This is a genomic window from Streptomyces sp. CB09001 (assembly GCF_003369795.1).
Classification (GTDB): Bacteria; Actinomycetota; Actinomycetes; order Streptomycetales; family Streptomycetaceae; genus Streptomyces.
Map to the genome: position 1 here is coordinate 586,970 of NZ_CP026730.1, position 19,955 is coordinate 606,924.

At 73.0% G+C, this 19,955-nt stretch carries 2 protein-coding genes and 1 pseudogene; all 3 read left to right on the top strand.

Features of this window, described 5'->3' with window-relative positions:
* The first annotated feature begins 99 nt into the window (after positions 1-99).
* Complete coding sequence (locus tag C4J65_RS02885) at positions 100-12,552, top strand: type I polyketide synthase (protein WP_162832988.1); 12,453 nt, start codon at positions 100-102, stop codon at positions 12,550-12,552.
* 33 nt (positions 12,553-12,585) lie between these two features.
* The gene (locus tag C4J65_RS02890; RefSeq protein WP_115740946.1) at positions 12,586-19,146 is read left to right on the top strand and encodes a type I polyketide synthase; all 6,561 of its coding nucleotides are present in this window, start codon (positions 12,586-12,588) and stop codon (positions 19,144-19,146) included.
* A gap of 16 nt (positions 19,147-19,162) precedes the next feature.
* Positions 19,163-19,873 (top strand): annotated as a pseudogene (locus C4J65_RS36480) (alpha/beta fold hydrolase); the annotation flags it as partial.
* Between the last annotated feature and the right edge of the window lie 82 nt (positions 19,874-19,955).

The window sequence follows — 19,955 nt, forward strand, 5'->3', positions numbered from 1 at the left end:
CCGGACGCCGGAGAGGCACGGGCGCACGACGGCCGGGCGGCATTCCGGGGTGGCGTGATGCCTTGGGTCCTCTCCGGCCGGACGGCAACTTCCCTGCGTATGCAGAGCCGTCGTCTGCTGCAGCACCTCACCGACCAGCGGGGCGTTCCGGGCGGGGCAGCCGCCATCGGTCTGTCACTCGCCGTGTCCGGTACCGCCGGGCGCAACCGCGCGGTCCTCCTGGCCGGATCACAGGACGAGTTCGCCGCCGAACTGACCGCCCTGGCGGCACAGCGGCGTACGTCCGCGCAGGTCACCGGCGCCGCCGGGCGATGCGAGCGCGTGGTGTTCGTCTTCCCTGGGCAGGGATCGCAATGGACCGGCATGGCAGCCGATCTGCTGGAGCACTCGGATGTGTTCCGGGCCTCCATCGCCGCCTGTTCCCGCGCGCTCGCTCCCCATGTCGACTGGTCCGGCCGGTCTCTGGAGGATGTGCTCCGCGCGGCGCCCGGTGCTCCCACGCTGGATCGTGACGACGTCACCCAGCCTGCCCTGTTCGCGGTCATGGTGGCCCTGGCCGACCTCTGGCAGTCCTTCGGCGTCAGGCCCTCGGCTGTGATCGGGCACAGCAACGGTGAGATCTCCGCGGCCGTCGTCGCGGGCGCGCTGTCTCTCGACGACGGGGCCCGCGCGGTGTCGCTGTGGAGCAGGGCGCAGGCACGGCTCGCCGGCGAGGGTGCGATGATCGCCGTCCCGCTGTCCGCGGCCGAACTGGAGCCGCGTGTGGCCCGTTCGGGCGGGCAGGTATCGATGGCGGCGGTCAACGGTCCGCGATCGGTCGTCCTGTCGGGCGATCGGGACGCCGTCGAAACCCTGCTGGCGGATCTTGCCGCCGAGGGCATCGCGGCCAGGCGCATACCGGTCCAAGTAGCCGCCCACTCCCCGCACATCGAGCAGCTGCGCGACACAGTCCTCGCCGACCTGGCCCCCTTGCGGCCGCGCCCGTCGCGGGTGCCGTTCCACTCGACCGTGACCGGCGAGCGCACCGACACCCGTTCGCTGGACGCCGGTTACTGGTACCGCAATCTGCGCGGCTCCGTCGCTTTCGAAGGGACCGTCCGCTCGCTCGCGGACCACGACGCCTTCATCGAGGTCAGCGCGCATCCGGTGCTGACCATGGCGCTCCAGCAGACACTCGACGAGGCCGGCTCGGACGCGGTGGTCTCGGGCACGCTGCGCCGTCACCAGGACGGACCGCGGCGCTTCCTGACCTCGTTGGCGGAGCTGTACATCGCCGGCGCGGCGGTGGACTGGCGGCCGGCCTTCCCCGCAGACACTGCGGCCGTCGAGCTTTCCTGGCCGGAAGAGACGGAAGAGACGGAAGAGCCGGAAGAGACGGAAGAGACGGAAGGGCCGGGCGTACCCGCCTCCGAGGAACGTGATCACCTGAGCCTTCGCGACCGGAGCGAGCAGGAGATCACCGAATTCCTCATGGCCCTGGTCCGCTCCGAAACCTGCCTGCTCCTCGGCAGGGACTCACCGGATGCCGTGTCCCCCGTCGAGTCGTTCCGGGACATCGGGCTCGAATCCGCCACTGCCGTGGAATTGCGCAACCGGCTGGCCGCCGCCACGGGGCTGCGGCTCCCGGTGACACTGGTCTTCGACCATCCGACCCCCGAGCAGGTCGTCACCCGTATCCGCGGCGAACTCCTCGGTGCCGTGCCCCAGCCCGCGGTGCCCCGGCGGCGGGCGTCCGCGAGCCCTGACGAACCCGTCGCGATCGTCTCCATGGCGTGCCGCTTCGCCGGAGGTGTCGAATCCCCCGGCGACCTGTGGAAGCTTCTGATGCAGGAGCGGGACGCCGTCTCCGACTTCCCCGGCAATCGCGGCTGGGCCCTGGACGCGCTCTTCGACGGCGGCGAGGAACGCTCCGGTCGTTCGTACACCCGTCAAGGCGCGTTCCTCGACGACGCCGATCAGTTCGATGCCGAGTTCTTCGGGATCAGCCCGCGTGAGGCGACCGCCATGGATCCCCAGCAGCGTCTGCTGCTGGAAACCGGCTGGGAGGCCGTCGAACGCGCCGGCATCGACCCGGCGACGCTCCGCGGCAGCGGCACCGGGGTGTACGTCGGTGCCATGGCGCAGGACTACGGACCGCGGCTGCACGAGGCGGACGACGCAGCCGGCGGCTACCTGCTCACCGGCACCTACACGTGCGTGGCCTCGGGCCGCGTGTCGTACACGCTCGGTCTCGAAGGTCCGGCCATCACGGTGGACACCGGGTGCTCGTCGTCGTTGGTGGCTGTGCATCTGGCGGCGCAGGCACTGCGGCAGGGCGAATGCGACCTCGCCCTCGCCGGCGGCGCGACCGTCATGGCAAGCCCAGGACTCTTCGTCGAATTCAGCCGACAACGCGGACTCTCCCAGGACGGCCGCTGCAAAGCCTTCGCCGACTCCGCCGACGGCACCGGCTGGGGCGAAGGCGCCGGCATACTCCTCCTCGAACGCCTCTCCGACGCACACCGCAACAACCACCCCGTACTCGCCGTCATCCGCGGCTCCGCACTCAACCAGGACGGCGCGAGCAACGGACTCTCCGCACCCAGCGGACCCGCACAAGAACGCGTCATCCACGACGCCCTCACCGCCGCCCACCTCACACCGACCGACATCGACGCACTCGAAGCACACGGCACCGGCACCACACTCGGCGACCCCATCGAAGCCCAGGCCATCCTCGCCACCTACGGCCGCGCCCACACCCCCCAACAACCCCTCTACCTCGGATCCGTCAAATCCAACATCGGCCACACCCAAGCCGCCGCCGGAATCGCCGGCATCATCAAAATGATCCACGCCATGCGGCACGGCATCCTCCCCCGCACCCTCCACATCGACCGCCCCTCCACCCACGTCGACTGGACCACCGGCGCAGTCACCCTCCTCACCCGAACCACACCCTGGCCCGACACCGGCCACCCCCGCCGCGCCGCAATCTCCTCCTTCGGCATCAGCGGCACCAACGCCCACCTCATCCTCGAAGAATTCGCCCCGGACCGGGCGGCCGAGCCGGACGGAATCGACCCACGGCAGGTCAGGGCGAAGGGCGGCGCCTTCCCGGGGTCGTCCGCGACTCCCGTCGTCCTCTCCGCCAAGACCGAGCAGGCGTTGCGTGCGCAGGCCGCTCGGCTGTTGGACCACCTCCGCGAGCATCCGGGCATGAACGCGCGGGACGTCGGTCTCTCCCTCGCGCTGGAGCGTCGTCACTTCGGCCGCAGGGCCGGTCTGGTTGCGCGCGACCGCGCCGAACTCGAGGCAGGCCTGAGCGCGCTGGCGGAGGGCGACGGCACCACCGGTCCCACGCTGGTCGCGGGGCAGGCCAAGGAGTCCGTGCGCCCGGTGTTCGTCTTCCCCGGCCAGGGCGCGCAATGGGCGGGCATGGCGGCGGGGCTGCTGGAGTCCTGCCCGGTGTTCGCCCGGCGGATCGCCGAATGCGCGACGGCCCTGGAACCGCTGGTGGACTGGTCGCTGACGGACGTCCTGCGGGGTGCGGACACCGCACCGGACTTCGACCGGGTGGACGTCGTCCAGCCCGCGCTCTGGGCCGTCATGGTGTCGCTGGCCGAGGTCTGGCGCTCGCTCGGTGTACGGCCGGCCGCCGTGCTGGGTCACTCGCAGGGGGAGATCGCCGCAGCCTGTGTCGCGGGCGTCCTCTCCCTCGCTGAGGGCGCACGGGTCGTGGCACTGCGCAGCCGGGCGCTCACCGCGCTGTCGGGGCTCGGCGGGATGATGTCGGTACCACGTCCCGCCGAGTGGGTCCTGGAGGAGATCCGCGCCTGGCAGGGGCGTATCTCGGTGGCCGCGATCAACGGTCCGGCGCAGGTCGTGGTCTCCGGCGACGCCGATGCGCTGGACGAGTTCCTCGCCCGGTGCGAGAGCAAGGAGGTACGGGCCCGCCGTATCGGCGTCGACTACGCGTCCCACTCGTCCCACGTGGAGAAGATCGAGGGCGAGATCGCGCGCGTCCTGACCGGTATCGCTCCGCGCTCGGGCGACATCGCCGTCTTCTCTTCCCTCACGGGACGGGCCCTGGCCGACGGCGAGGAGATGGACGCCGGGTACTGGTACCGGAACCTGCGCGGGACCGTGGAGTTCGAGCAGGCCACTCGCGCACTGCTGGACACGGGGCACACCATGTTCATCGAGGTGAGCCCGCACCCCGTTCTCGCCGTCGGGCTCGAGGCGACGATCGAGGCGGCGGGCGCGGACGCCGTGGCTCTGGGCACTCTGCGCCGGGGCGAGGACCAGACCGGCCGGCTGCTCACCTCGCTGGCCGAGGCCCATTGCCACGGAGCAGCCGTCGCCTGGACAGCCGTCTTCGAGGGCACCGGCGCACGGCGGGTGGACCTGCCGACCTACGCGTTCCAGCGCCGCCGGCACTGGCTCGACACCCCGGACCCGGCGGCTGACGCCGCCGGCCTCGGCCTGCAGCGTGCGGGGCACCCCCTGTTGGCGGGCATGACCGGCATCGCGGGCACCGACGGCAACGGGGACGACGGCGGCCTGCTGCTCACCGGTCGTCTGACTCCGCGCACGCACCCGTGGCTCGCCGACCACGCCGTCCGCGACACCGTGCTCCTGCCCGGGGCCGCCGTCGTGGAGTTGGCCGTGGCCGCGGGCGATCGTCTCGGCTGCGGGCTGCTCCACGAGGTCGTCCTCGAGGAGCCGCTCGTCGTGCCCACGGACAGCGCGGTGCATCTGCAGGTGAAGGCCGGCCCCGCCGACGGCGCCGGTCAGCGGCGCCTGTCCGTGCATTCCCGTCCCGAGCAGGGCGGGCATCTGCCCTGGACCCGCCACGCCACCGGCGTCCTCACGACGGAAGAGGAACCCACGTTCGAGGCCCCGCGGTCGTGGCCCCCCAGTGGCGCGGAGGAGCTCTCGCTCGACGGACTCTACGACCGCCTCGGCGAGCTCGGTTACGCGTACGGACCCGCCTTCCGGGGGCTGATGCGAGCCTGGCGGCTGGGCGGTGACCGCTACGCCGAGGTGGCTCTCCCGGAGGACGTGAACGGCCAGGCCGCCGACTACGGCATCCACCCCGCCCTCCTGGACTCCGCCCTGCACCTCGCGCTCCTCGACGACAGCACGGACCTTCGCCTTCCCTTCTCCTTCGGCAAGGTCACGCTCCACGCGTCGGGCGCCTCCGCCCTGCGCGTACACCTCACCCGGGACGGCTCCGGCAACGCGGCCCTCACAGCCACCGACCGGAGCGGCACACCGGTGCTGACCATCGGCTCCGTCACGTTCCGGCCTCTGCCCGCGGGCGGACTCTCCTCCGCCTCCCCCTCCGATGGCCTCTACCACCCCGTCTGGCAGCCGGTTCCGCTCCCGGCCGCACCGTCCGCGAAACGGTGGGCCCTCCTGGGCACCGACCCGCTGGAGGTCCCGCACGCCCTGCGGCACGCGGACTTCGACGAGCTCCGCGCCGCCCTCGACAGCGGTGAGCGGGCCCCCGACGTCCTGGTCCTCCCCTGTGTCTCCGGCGACCGGGACCGCACCGGCCCTGAGGCCGCACACAGTGCCGCGGTCCGGGTACTGAACCGAGTCCAACGCTTCCTCGCCGACGAACGCCTCGAGGACACCCGCTTGCTGGTGCTGACCCGCGAGGCCGTCGCCGTCACCGCCGACCGGGAACTGCAGGACCTGCCCGCCGCCGCGGTGCGCGGCCTGGCGTACACCGCCGCCAATGAGTACCCCGGCCGCGTCGCCCTGGTCGACCTGGGGCAGAGCGACAGCGGCGGTGTGCTTCCTGCGGCACTCGCAGCCGTCACCGACGACCTCCCTCTCGCCGTACGCGGCGGGCAGCTGTACGCCCCTCGCCTGGTCCGCACCCCTGCACCGGCCGGCGCGCAGGACGTCGCCCCTGCGGGCATCGACCCGGACGGCACCGTACTGATCACCGGCGGCACCGGCAGCCTCGGCCGAACGCTCACCCGGCACCTCGTCGAGCACCATGGCGCCCGCCACCTGCTCCTTGCCAGCCGCCAGGGCGACACCGCTCCCGGAGCACGCGAACTCGTCGCGGAGCTGGCCGAGCGGAACGTCCACATCACCATCACCGCCTGCGACGTCACCGACCGGCAAGCGCTCGTCGAGCTGCTCGCCGGCGTTCCCGAACACCACCCCCTCACCGCCGTCATCCACACGGCGGGAGCCCTCGCCGACGCCACCGTCGCCAACCTCGCCCCGGAAAGCCTCGGCAAGGTGCTGCTGCCGAAGGCGTACGCGGCCTGGCACCTGCACGAACTCACCAAGGACGCGGGGCTGTCGGCGTTCGTGCTGTTCTCCTCCATCGCCGGTCTGACCGGCAATCCCGGTCAGGGCAACTACGCAGCCGCCAACACCTTCCTTGATGCCCTGGCACACCACCGACGCGCTCGGGGGCTGCCCGCCACCTCCCTCGCCTGGGGGCTGTGGGAGTCCCCCGTCGGCAGCCTGGCCGCCAGGCTCAGCGACGCCGACAGGGCACGGTGGGCGCGCCGGGGTGTCCTGCCGCTGTCGCACGACCGCGGCATGCGGCTCTTCGACGAGGCTCTCGCGTCGGGCGAACCGCTTCTGCTGCCCGCCGAGCTGAACCTGGCGGCACTCCGCAATCCCAGCCCATCCGCGTCCCCGCCCGCTCTTCTGCGGACCTTGGTCCCCGCACCGCGCCGCCGCCGCGCCGTCACGGCGGCGTCCGGCGCCGTCGGCACGCGCTCCTGGGGTGAGCGCACCGCCGCGCTCCCGGAGGCCGAACGCCTTCGTTCGGCCGGCGACCTGGTACGCGCTGCCGTGGCCGCGGTCCTCGGCCTGCCCGGCGCCGGGGACGTCCCCGGAAGCAGCGCGTTCAAGGACCTGGGCATGGACTCGCTCACGGGCCTGGAACTGCGTGGCCGCCTGACCGCGGCCACCGGGGTCCCGCTGCCCGCGACCACGGTCTTCGACCACCCGACGCCCTCCGCCCTCGCCGCCCACCTCATCGCCGAACTGCGCGGCACCGAAGCGGGTCCGGCCGTCCCACCCGCATCCTCGCTCGGCACGAGCCCGCCGCGCACGGACGAGGATCCGGTCGTGGTCGTGGGGATGGCCTGCCGCTACCCCGGCGAGGTCAGTACCCCGGAGGAGCTGTGGCGTCTGGCGGCCGACGGCGTGGACGCCATCGGCCAATTCCCCCGCAACCGGGGCTGGAACCTCGACGAGCTCTACCACCCGGACCCCGATCATCCGGGCACCACGCACACCCGCTCCGGCGGCTTTCTGTACGACGCCGACCAGTTCGATGCCGAGTTCTTCGGAATCAGCCCGCGTGAAGCGACCGCCATGGATCCCCAGCAGCGTCTGCTGCTGGAAACCGGCTGGGAGGCCGTGGAACACGCCGGCATCGACCCGACGGTCCTGCACGGCACCCGCACCGGTGTCTTCACGGGTGTCATGCGCAGTGAGTACGCCACGGGCGCCCACTCCGTGCCCGACACCTCTGAGGCCTACCGCACCACCGGGCTGGCGTCGAGCGTCGCCTCGGGCCGCCTGTCGTACACACTCGGGCTGCAGGGCCCCGCCATCACCGTCGACACGGCCTGCTCGTCGTCGTTGGTGGCTGTGCATCTGGCGGCGCAGGCACTGCGGCAGGGCGAATGCGACCTCGCCCTCGCCGGCGGCGCGACCGTCATGGCAAGCCCAGGACTCTTCGTCGAATTCAGCCGACAACGCGGACTCTCCCAGGACGGCCGCTGCAAAGCCTTCGCCGACTCCGCCGACGGCACCGGCTGGGGCGAAGGCGCCGGCATACTCCTCCTCGAACGCCTCTCCGACGCACACCGCAACAACCACCCCGTACTCGCCGTCATCCGCGGCTCCGCACTCAACCAGGACGGCGCGAGCAACGGACTCTCCGCACCCAGCGGACCCGCACAAGAACGCGTCATCCACGACGCCCTCACCGCCGCCCACCTCACACCGACCGACATCGACGCACTCGAAGCACACGGCACCGGCACCACACTCGGCGACCCCATCGAAGCCCAGGCCATCCTCGCCACCTACGGCCGCGCCCACACCCCCCAACAACCCCTCTACCTCGGATCCGTCAAATCCAACATCGGCCACACCCAAGCCGCCGCCGGAATCGCCGGCATCATCAAAATGATCCACGCCATGCGGCACGGCATCCTCCCCCGCACCCTCCACATCGACCGCCCCTCCACCCACGTCGACTGGACCACCGGCGCAGTCACCCTCCTCACCCGAACCACACCCTGGCCCGACACCGGCCACCCCCGCCGCGCCGCCATCTCCTCCTTCGGCATCAGCGGCACCAACGCCCACCTCATCCTCGAGCAGCCCCCGGTACCGGACTCGGGTGAGGACAGGGAGCCCGCGGTCCCCAGCGTGCTGCCTTGGGTGCTCTCCGCCCGCGGGACGGAGGGTCTGCGGGCGCGGGCTGCGCAGTTGCGGCCGCTCACCGAGGACGGGGGCGGCATCGGTCCCGCTCATCTCGACATCGCCCGTTCATTGGCGGCCAGCCGGGCCACGCTCCCGGACCGCGCCGTCGTACTGGCCACCGGTCCCGGAGAACTCGCCTCCGGCCTCACCGCACTGGCCGCGGGTCAGGACATGCCGCACGTGGTGACCAGGCGCGCCGCCGATCGCGGTGGGGTGGCGTTCCTGTTCACCGGGCAGGGCAGCCAACGCCCGGGGGCGGGCGCCGGGCTGTACGCGGCGCAGCCCGTGTTCGCCGCCGCGATGGATGCCGTGTGCGCGGAGCTCGACCGACATCTGGACCTCGAGATCCCGCTCAAGGACCTCATCCTCGACACCGGCGCCGACGGCCACGGCCACGGCCACGGCCACGAGGACCTGCTGGACCAGACGCGCTACACCCAACCCGCCCTCTTCGCCCTGGAGACTGCCCTCTTCCGGCTCACCGAGCACCACGGCCTCGTCCCCGACCATCTCCTCGGCCACTCCATCGGCGAGCTCGCCGCCGCCCACGCCGCCGGTGTCCTCACCCTTCCCGACGCCTGCGCTCTCGTCGCCGCCCGCGGCCGTCTCATGCACGCCGCACCCGCGCACGGCGCGATGGCCGCCGTCCGGGCCACGGTGGAAGAGGTCCGCGCCGCGCTCGACACCCTGGGGCTCGGCGGCGGACAGGCTGTCGTCGCCGCTGTCAACGCACCCGACGCCGTGGTGGTGTCCGGCGACGAGTCCGCCGTCCGACAGGTCGAGTCCCATTGGCGAAACGCCGGTCGGCAGACGAGACTTCTGCGGGTCAGCCACGCCTTCCACTCCCCCCACATGGACGGCGTCCTCGAAGAGATGCGCCAGGTCGCCGCCGGAATCACCTACTCTCCCCCGCGCATCCCGATCGTCTCCAACCTCACGGGACGGATCGCAACCACCGAGCAGCTGACGGACCCCGGCTACTGGGTCCGTCAGCTCCGCGAGACCGTCCGCTTCCACGACGGTCTCGAGACGCTCTTCGCCAGCGGCGCCGCCACATTCCTCGAACTCGGTCCCGACCCCGTACTGGCCGCCCTGGTCCGTTCGGCCGCCGCCACCCGGGGCACGGGGGCGGACGCGGTGGCCGCGGCATCACTGATCCGCCGCGGTCACGACGAGGTTCACACCTTTGTGACGGGCCTGGCACAGGCGTACGCAGGTGGCGCCGCCGTCGACTGGAGCGGCCTCCTCCGCGACGGCCGTACGGTGTCCCTGCCCACCTACCCGTACCGGCGCAAGCGCTTTTGGGCAAGCCCCACGCCCGCGGCCGCCCCCACCGCGGCTTCCGGCATCCACCCGCTGCTCGGTGCGGGCGTGGAGCTGGCCGGCGGCCTGGGGTGGCTGGCCACCGGACGCCTCGATCCACAGGCCCGGCCCTGGCTGGCCGAGCACGTCGTCCAGGGGCGCCCCCTGCTGCCTGGGGCGGCCGTTGCGGAGCTGGCCCTCGACGCGGCACGAAGGACGGCCACCAGCCGGGTCGCCGACCTGACCCTGGAACTACCCCTGGTGCTCGACACGGCCATGGACATCCAGCTCCGGGTGAACGCCCCCGGGAGCGGCGGCTCCCGCGCCTTCACCCTCTGGGCACGGCTCGCGGGGGCGGACGGCACGGAGTGGACGCGGCACGCCTCTGGCGTACTGGACAAGGCCGGCTCCTTGCCTCCCGCCGACGACGCCTGGCCGGCCGTGTGGCCGCCTCCGGAGGCGACAGCGATCCCCGTCGACGGCCTCTACCATCGGCTGGCCGAGCGCGGCTACGCCTACGGCTCCGCCTTCCGGGGGTTGCGTGCCGCCTGGCGCCATGGTGACGACCTGTACGTGGAAGTCACGTTGCCGGACGCCGCCCGAGCCGACGACGACCGCTTCCTGCTGCACCCCGCCGCGCTGGACGCGGCGCTGCACGCCGCCTTCTGCGGAATCCGGGACGAGGACGGGGGCGACCGGTTCGTCGTGCCGTTCGCGTGGAGCGGTCTTTCTCTGCACACCTCTGGTGCGACCGAGCTGCGTGTTCTCCTGCGCCGCGGCGACGGCGACACCTATTCCCTGCTCCTCGCGGACGGAACCGGTGCTCCGGTGTGCACCGTCGACGCACTCGCCGTCCGGAACCTCCGGGCCGTCGCGGAATCACCGGACGGGCCCACACTGCTCACCGTGCGGTGGGGGGACGCGCCGCGGACACCGGAGAGCACCACGGCGGTCCCCTGGGCCGTCGTGGGCCGCGACGGCACGGGAGTGACCGAAACGGTGCGTGCCACCGGCGTTCGCGTCCGGCACTACCCCGATCTGGGCGGCCTGCGACGGGCCCTGGACGAGGGTGCCCCCGCGCCGGCCGTCGTCCTCGTCCCCGAGCCCGGTCGGCCCTCCGACACCGGCGAGCCCACCTCGTCCGACCCGCTCGCAGCACCCGGTGGGCCCTCCGGCACCGGGGAACCCGCAGGAGCGTCCATGGGCGCGGTCCTCGCGAGCCACGCGGTCCTGGATCTCTCCCGGCAATGGCTCGCCGACGAGCGGCTCGCCGGCTCCCGCCTCGTCCTGATCACCGACGGCGCCGTCACCACCGGCAGCGGCGACGGCCGGCCGGACCCCGCCGGAGCCGCGGTGTGGGGACTGATCCGGTCGGCGCAGACCGAGCACCCCGGGCGCTTCGTCCTGCTCGACACCGACGGCCGGGCGGAGTCGACGGGCCACCTCGTTGCGGCCCTGGCGTCGGACGAGTCCCAGCTCGCCCTCCGCGCCGGACGGATGTCGGTACCGACGCTGCAGGCGCACCGGGCCAAACCGGCCGGCGAGGGGCGCGGGAACCTCTTCGACCGCCACAGCCATGTGCTGATCACCGGCGGGCTCGGCACCCTGGGCCGCCTGGTGGCCCGGCACCTGGTGGAACGGTACGGCGTACGGCGGCTGCTGCTGACGGGCCGACGCGGTGGGGCCACCCCGGGCGCCGGCGCGTTCCTGGAAGAACTGGCCGTGCTGGCACCGCAGGTGTCGGTGACCTTGGCCGCCTGTGACATCACCGACAGCGCCGCGCTGGCCGAGGTCCTCGCCGCCGTACCCGAGGAGCACCCGCTCACCGGCGTGGTGCACGCGGCGGGTGTCCTGGACGACGCGGTCGTCGAAGGGCTCGACCCGGACCGCCTCGACCGGGTGCTCCTGCCCAAGGCCGCGGCGGCCGTACACCTCCACGACCTCACCGCGAACCTGAACCTGTCGGCGTTCGTGCTGTTCTCCTCGCTCGCAGGCGTGCTGGGTTCCGCCGGACAGGCCAACTACGCGGCGGCCAACGCCGTTCTGGACGGCATCGCCCGACTGCGGCACGCCGAGGGGCGACCCGCGCTCTCCATCGCCTGGGGCCTGTGGGCGGACGAGAGCTCCATGACCGGCCCTCTGGGCGAGACGGACCGGCTTCGGATGGCACGTTCCGGCGTCGCTGCCATGTCTGCCGCGGAAGGTCTGGCGCTGTTCGACGCGGCCGTCGCCGCCGGAGCCCCGGACCTCGTAGCCGCCCGCCTCGACCTGTCCGCCCTGGATCCGGAGACGGCCCCAGCCCTGCTGCGCGCCCTGGTACCGAACTCCGGGCCGCCCGCGAACCCGGCCGCCGGGCGGCGCGCCGTGCCCACCGCCGGACTGAGGAGCCGGTTGAACCGAGCCCCCCGCCACGAGCGCGGCCACCTCCTCCTGGAGACGGTACGGGCCGAGGTGGCCGGAGTCCTCGGACACACCGACACGGAGCAAGTGACGGCCGACCGCCGGTTCCAGGACCTGGGCTTCGACTCACTGATGGCGGTCGAACTGCGCAACCGGCTGAGCATCACCGCCGAGATCACGCTGCCGCCCACGCTGGCCTTCGACCACCCCACACCGAACGCGCTCGCCAAGCGGCTGCAGGCCGAACTTCTGCCTGATTCCGTGACGCCGGGCGGCGACGGGGCGGCCGACGGGCAACCGGTGGACGGCCTCCCGATCGGCGGCAGTGCCCTGGACACGATGAACACCGACGACCTGGTGCGCCTCGCACTCGGCGACAGCAAGTCATGACCACCCTCTGCAGGGGAAGGTATGGAGAGTTCGATGGCGTCCACCGCACCAGAGCAAGTCGTCGACGCGCTGCGGGCCGCGCTCAAGGAGAAGGAGCGGCTCCAGGCCATCAACGACCGCCTCACGGAACGCGAGGCCGAACCGATCGCGATCGTCGCGATGGCGTGCCGCTACCCCGGCGGCGTCACGTCCCCGCAGGACCTGTGGCGGCTGGTCATCGACGAGGTGGACGCGGTCGGCCCGTTCCCCGTCGACCGGGGCTGGGACCTGGCACGGCTGTACGACCCGGATCCCGGGACCCCGCACACGTCGTACACCAGGGAAGGCGGATTCCTGTACGAAGCAACGGAGTTCGACGCCACGTTCTTCGGCATCACACCACGTGAGGCACGGGCGATCGACCCGCAGCAGCGGCTGCTGCTCGAAACCTCGTGGGAGGCGGTCGAACGGGCGGGGATCGACCCGGCAACGCTGCGCGGCACACCCACCGGCGTCTTCGTGGGCACCATGTACGACGACTACATGACCCGGTTCTCCCCGGCGCCGCAGGAGTACGAGGGATACCTGGGCACCGGCAGCGCGGGCAGCGTGGCTTCCGGGCGCATCGCCTACACCTTCGGCTTCGAGGGGCCGGCCATCACCGTGGACACGGCGTGTTCCTCCTCGCTGGTCACGCTGCACCTGGCCGCCGCCGCGCTGCGTCGCGGTGAATGCTCACTGGCCCTGGCGGGCGGCGCGACCGTGATGGCGACACCGACGCCGTTCATCGAGTTCAGCAGGCAACGCGGCCTGGCCCCGGACGGCCGGTGCAAGGCGTTCTCCGCCTCGGCCGACGGGACCGGCTGGTCCGAGGGAGTGGGGCTGCTGCTCGTCGAACGGCTCTCCGACGCACGGCGCAACGGCCACCCGGTACTGGCGGTGGTGCGGGGCTCCGCCGTCAACCAGGACGGCGCCAGCAACGGACTCACGGCGCCGAACGGGCCGGCGCAGGAGCAGGTCGTCCGACAGGCCCTCGCCGGCGCGCGCCTGTCCGCGGCCGAGGTGGACGCCGTGGAGGCGCACGGCACCGGCACGGCCCTCGGTGACCCGATCGAAGCCCACGCGCTGCAAGCCACCTACGGCAGCGCACGCACCGCGGACCAACCCCTGTATCTGGGCTCCCTCAAATCGAATCTCGGGCACACCCAGGCCGCTGCCGGCGTCGGTGGAATCATCAAGATGACCATGGCCCTGCAGCACGGTGTCCTGCCCAGAACGCTGCACGCCGACGTGCCCACCGGGCATGTCGCATGGTCCGCCGGCACGCTGGCGCTCCTCGACAAGTCGATCCCCTGGCCCGAGCGCGACCACCCGCGACGGGCCGCCGTGTCCTCCTTCGGCATCAGCGGAACCAACGCCCACGTCATCCTGGAACAGGCGCCCGAACCGCGGCAGGCGCCGGAGCGGCAGGCGCCGCCGCTGCCCACCGTGCCCTGCCCGCTCTCCGCGGTCGACGAAGCCGCGCTCCGGGCGCAGGCCCGGCGTCTGCACACACACCTCACCTCCGGCCCGGACACCGGGAAGGAGGCCGGGAGCCTGCTCGACATCGGCTTCTCGCTGGCAACCGGCCGCAGCAGTCTGCCCCATCGCACGGTGCTGCTCGCCAGAGACCGGGACGAGCTCCTCGGCCTGCTGCGGGACGTGGCCGTCGGCGACCCGGTCCCGGAGGTGATCCGCGGCCGCGCCGCCGAGGGCAGGACGGCGTTCCTCTTCGCCGGGCAGGGATCCCAGCGGGCCGGCATGGGCCGGACGCTGTACCAGACGTTTCCCGCCTACGCGGCGGCCTTCGACGACGTGTGCGCCGCGGTGGACCCCCATCTGGAACGTCCACTGCGAGACGTGGCCTTCGCGACGGAGGACTCCCCCGGCGCCGGAGCGCTGCACCGCACCGAATACACCCAGCCGGCGCTCTTCGCCTTCGAAGTGGCCCTGTACCGGCTGTTGACGTCCTGGGGCGTGCGGCCGGACGCGGTCCTCGGCCACTCCGTGGGCGCGCTCGCCGCCGTACACGCCGCAGGGGTGCTCTCTCTCGAAGATGCCGCCGAACTCGCCGCCGCACGAGGCCGCATCATGCAGCGGCTGCCGTCGGGCGGGGCGATGGTGGCGCTGCGTGCCTCCGAGCAGGAGGCCAACGCCCTGGTAGCCGGGCGGGAGGAGCTCGTCTCCCTGGCAGCCGTCAACGGCCCCGACGCCACCGTGCTCTCGGGCGACCGCGACGCCCTCGAAGCCGCCGTCGCGACGTTCGAGGCGGCCGGCGGCAAGGCCACCTGGCTACGCGTCAGCCACGGCTTCCACTCGCCCTTGATGGAACCGGGCCTGGACGAGATCCGGGCCGTCGCCTCGCGCCTGGACTTCCGGGAGCCGCAGTGCGCCATCGTCTCGGACCTGACGGGGCGCGCCGAGGACGTGACCGCACTGGCCGACCCCGAGTACTGGGTACGGCACGCGCGGCACGCGGTCCGCTTCGCGGACGGCCTCGACAGCCTCACCGAGCTCGGCTGCACGCGGCTGCTGGAGCTCGGCCCTTCCGGCGACCTCGTGTCGATGGCCACCGACTGTCTCACCGGCGACGGAGCCGGTTCGGCACGCACCGGACACGAACTGATACCGGTCCTTCGCCGGCGGCCTCCGGAGCCCGCCGCCGCGTTGACCGCGCTCTCCCGGCTGCACGCCTGCGGCGGGGCCGTCGACTGGGTCTCGGTCTTCGCCGGCCAGGGCGCCCGCCGGGTCGAGCTGCCGACGTACGCCTTCCAACGCCGCCCGTACTGGCTGGACGGCTCACCGGACATCGGTGCCCCGCGCTCCGACGGGCTCACCGCCGCGGATCATCCGATGCTCAAAGACGTCGACGAACTGCCCGAGGGAGCACGGCTGTTGAGAGGACGCCTTTCCCTCGCGGAGCATCCGTGGCTGGCCGACCACCGGGTCGCGGGCGAGGTTCTGGTGCCCGGCACCGTACTGCTCGACCTGGTGCTGCGTGCTGCGGGCGAGGCGGGCCTGGAAGCGGTGGAAGAACTCGTCCTGCGGGCCCCGCTGGTCGTGCCGGACGACGTGGAGATCCATCTGCAGGTGTTCCTCGCGGCCGACGACGGCTCGGGTCGGCGGGACGTCGTCGTCCGCTCCCGGCCGGCGGGCGCGAGCGGAGCGGAAGCCTGGACGCCGCATGCCCACGGCACGGTCACGGGCCAGGCGGACGAGGCCGACACCGACCTGGTGACCGCCCCCGAGGTGTGGCCGCCCCCTGGCGCCGAACCGGCCGCTGTGCACACGGCGCCGTTCTATGCCCGGATGGCCGAGCGGGGCCTGGAATACGGGCCCGCGTTCCGCGGCGTACAAGCGATGTGGCGGCGCGGGAGTGAGGTCTTCGCCGAGGTGGCACTGTCCGGCGAGCGGCAACCCGGCCACGAACGTTTCACCGTGCACCCGGCCCTGTTCGACGCGGCCCTGCACCCGATCGCTCTCGGCGGCCTGGCCGACGGCGGAGCGGACGGCGGCACCTGGCTGCCGTACTCGTGGTCCGGGGTACGCGTGCTCCGGAGTGCCGACGCGAAGCTTCGCGTCAGGCTGGCACCGACGGGCCCGAACGCGGTCGGCATCACCGCGACGGACTCCTCGGGCAGGCTGGTCATGTCCGTCGACTCGTTGACGGTGCGTCCGTTCACGGCGGGCGTCGCCGCCGGTGAGCGCGACGGCCTGATGCTTCCGGCGTGGGAACCGTTGTCCGGCACCGCTGCCGCGCCGGACACGAGCCGCTGGGCGGTGCTCGCCCCGCCGTCGGCCCGAGGCGGCGTCGGGCCGTGTCCCGGCGTCGACCTCGCGTCCGCACTCAGCACCGGCGCGCCCGGTGACGCCCCGCAGGTCCACCACGACATCGCCGTACTCACCGCCGTGGACAAGCCCGCGCCCGCCCTCCTCCTGGTGCCCTGTCCGGCCTCGGCGCCGGGCAGCCGTGCGGACGCCGATGACATCCACGCGGCCGTGCGCCACGTAGTGGCCGCAGTGCAAGCGGTGCTCGCCGACGACCGGCTGGCCGGGACCCGTGTGGCGGTGCTCACCCGCGACGCCGTGGCCGTCGGCGGCGAGCAACGCGCGAGCGCGCTCGCCCACCGTGCCGTCTGGGGCCTGATCCGCTCCGCACAGGCCGAGCACCCTGACCGATTCCTCCTGCTCGACGAGGACTGCACACCCGGCTCCCGGCGCGCCCTGGCCGCGGTGCTCGCCTCCTCCCGGCCGCAGCTCGCCCTGCGTGGCGGCATCGCGCACCGGCCGGTCCTCGCCGCGTCGGACCTGGGCACGGCCCTGCGCCCGCCGGCCGGCAGCCCGCACTGGCACCTCGACTACGTGGCCAAGGAGACCTTCGCCGATCTGTCCCTGCGGCCCTGGCCCGAGGCGGACGCCCCGCTCACCGAGGGCCAGATCAGGGTGCGGATGCGGGCCGCGGGCCTGAACTTCCGTGACGTCCTGCTGTCACTGGGGGTGATCCCCGCTTCCGTGGACGGGACCGCCACCGGACCGGGCCAGGGCGGCGAGGGCGCCGGCGTCGTCCTGGAGACCGGCCCGGGTGTCACCGCCCTGCACCCCGGCGACCGGGTGACCGGGCTGTTCCACGGCATCGGGCCGGTCGCGGTGACCGACCACCGGCTGGTCTGCCGGATCCCCGACGACTGGTCCTTCCGCCAGGCAGCCGCGATCCCGGTGGCCTATCTCACCGCCTACTACGGCCTGGTGGACCTTGCGCGGCTGCGTGCGGGCGAGTCGCTGCTCGTGCACGCCGGCACCGGAGGCGTGGGTACCGCCGCCCTCCAGATCGGGCGACACCTCGGTGCGCGGACGTACGCCACCGCCGGCCCGGCCAAATGGGACGCGCTGCGCGCCGCGGGACTGCCCGAAGCGCACATCGCCTCCTCCCGTGACCTGGGATTCGAGCGTCGCCTGCTGGACGCCACCGGGGGCAGGGGGGTGGACGTGGTGCTCAACTCCCTCGCGGGGGAGTTCACCGATGCGTCGCTGCGTCTGCTTCCACGCGGCGGCCGGTTCCTGGACATGGGCAAGACCGACCGGCGCGACCGCGAGAGCGTGGCCGGGCAGCACCCGGGCGTCGATTACCTCGCCTACGACGTGCGCGATCCCGGCCCCGACCGCATCCACGAGATCCTCACCGCCCTCCAGGAGCTCTTCGCACAAGGCGCGCTCACCCCGCCCCCGGTGTCGACCTGGGACATCCGCAACGCGCCGGACGCGTTCCGGTACCTGAGCGAAGCACGACACATCGGCAAGGTCGTGCTGGAGTTCCCCGACGAGGACGGGCCGTGGGACACCGCCCGGGCCGTCCTCGTCACCGGCGGGCTCGGATGGCTGGGTCGGCTTGTCGCCCGGCACCTGGTGGACCGGCACGACGTGCGCGAGCTTGTACTGCTGGGCCGCAGCGCGCCCGGCGAGGCCGCGGCACGGGACCTGGCCGCGCTGCGCGAGACCGGGGCGCGGGTCCGCACAGTGGCCTGCGACGCGGCCGACCGCGACGCGTTGGCGGCCGTTCTCGGCGAACTCGCCGCGGACGGAGTGCGGATCGGCGGCGTCGTCCACGCGGCGGGGGCCCTGGACGACGGGCTCCTCGGCTCCCTGACCCCGGGCCGGCTCGACGCCGTACTGCGCCCCAAGGTCGACGCTGCCCTCAACCTCGCCGAACTCACCGAGGACCTGGACCTCTCCGCGTTCGTCGTCTTCTCGTCGCTCGCCGGAACGCTCGGTTCTCCGGGACAGGGCGCCTATGCGGCCGGCAACGCGTTCCTCGACGGCCTGACGGAGTACCGGCGTTCACAGGGGCGCCCAGGTGTCTCGCTGGTATGGGGCCTGTGGCAGGGGGATGGCGGCATGGGTGCCGCCCTGAGCGACATGGACCTCGCCCGGATGGCTCGCAGCGGAGTGGTGCCGCTGGACGCCGGGCAGGGCCTCGGACTGCTGGACGCCGGGCTCCGCCGGAACAGGCCGGTGGCCGTCGCCGCGCGGTGGGACGTCGAGGGCCTGCGTGCGCGGCGCGCCGCGGGCGGCACCGTGCCTCCGCTGCTGGAGTGCCTGCTCGGCAACACGTCCTCGCGCGCCGTCGCCCCCGCCCCCGGTGTGCCGGCCGCCGTGGCGGACGGCGGCGATCACCTTCTGAACACCGTGCTCCATGAGGTCGCAGCCGTTCTCGGTCACTCCTCGGCCTCGGCCGTCGAGCCCGACCGCACCTTCGACGAGGCGGGCTTCGACTCGCTCACCACCGTGGAACTGCGCAACCGGCTCGCCGCCGCCACCGGAATCAAGCTGCCCGCCACCTTCGTCTTCGACTTTCCGACACCGGCCGATCTGGTCGTCCACCTGCGCGCCCGACTCCCGGACACCGGTGGCGACGACGCACGCGGCGGCGTGGATGCCGACTCCGGGATATTCGACGGCCTCTCCCGGATCGAGACGCAAGTGACCGATCTTCCACCCGACGACGCCCGGCGTGCCGCGGTGATCGACCGGTTGCACAACCTGCTGACCAAGCTGAACCCGACGACGGAGGACGCGTAGCGTGCCAACGACCGACATGACACAGGCGACACCCCGGGCCTCGGCGCCGGCCGCATCCTCCCGTTGGCTGCGCACCTTCCGGAAGGCCGGGCCCGGCTCCGCGCTCCTGGTGTGCTTTCCGCACGCCGGCGGCGGCGCGAACGCCTTCTCCGCGATGGCGGCGGCGCTGCCCGAGGACATCGGGCTGGTCGCCGTCCAGTACCCCGGTCGGCAGGACCGGCGCGCCGAGCCGTGCGGCGAGGACATCGCCGGGCTCTCCGAGGGGGCGGCCGGGGAGCTTCTCGCGTACCCCGGCCGACGGCTCTTCCTCCTCGGCCACAGCATGGGCGCCCTGGTCGCCTTCGAGACGGCCCGCCTGCTGGCGGAACGGCACATCGTCGCACGGCTGTTCGTCTCGGCCGCCCGGCCGCCCTCCCACGACTGGCAGGAGCCCGACCTGGACGGACTCACCGACAGCGAGGTCGTCACGGGGGTACGGCGACTGGGCGGTGTGCCCGAACCGCTCCTCGACGATCCGGAGACGGTCGGCGAGCTGGTGAGGGTCCTGCGCGGTGACCACCGGGCGCTGCGCCGCTACCGCGCCCCGGCCGACGCCGTTCTGCCGATCCCGGTCACGGTGCTCCTGGCCGAGGAGGACCCCAAAAACTCGGCATCACAGGTACGGGACTGGGCGCGGCACAGCACCGCCGGGTGCGGGATCGAGCGGCTGCCCGGCGGCCATTTCTCCCTGACCGACGCGGAGTCCCCTGCCGTGCCGCTCCTCACCCGGTACATCCGCGAGGAAGCCGCGCTCTCCCAGGGCCCGGGGG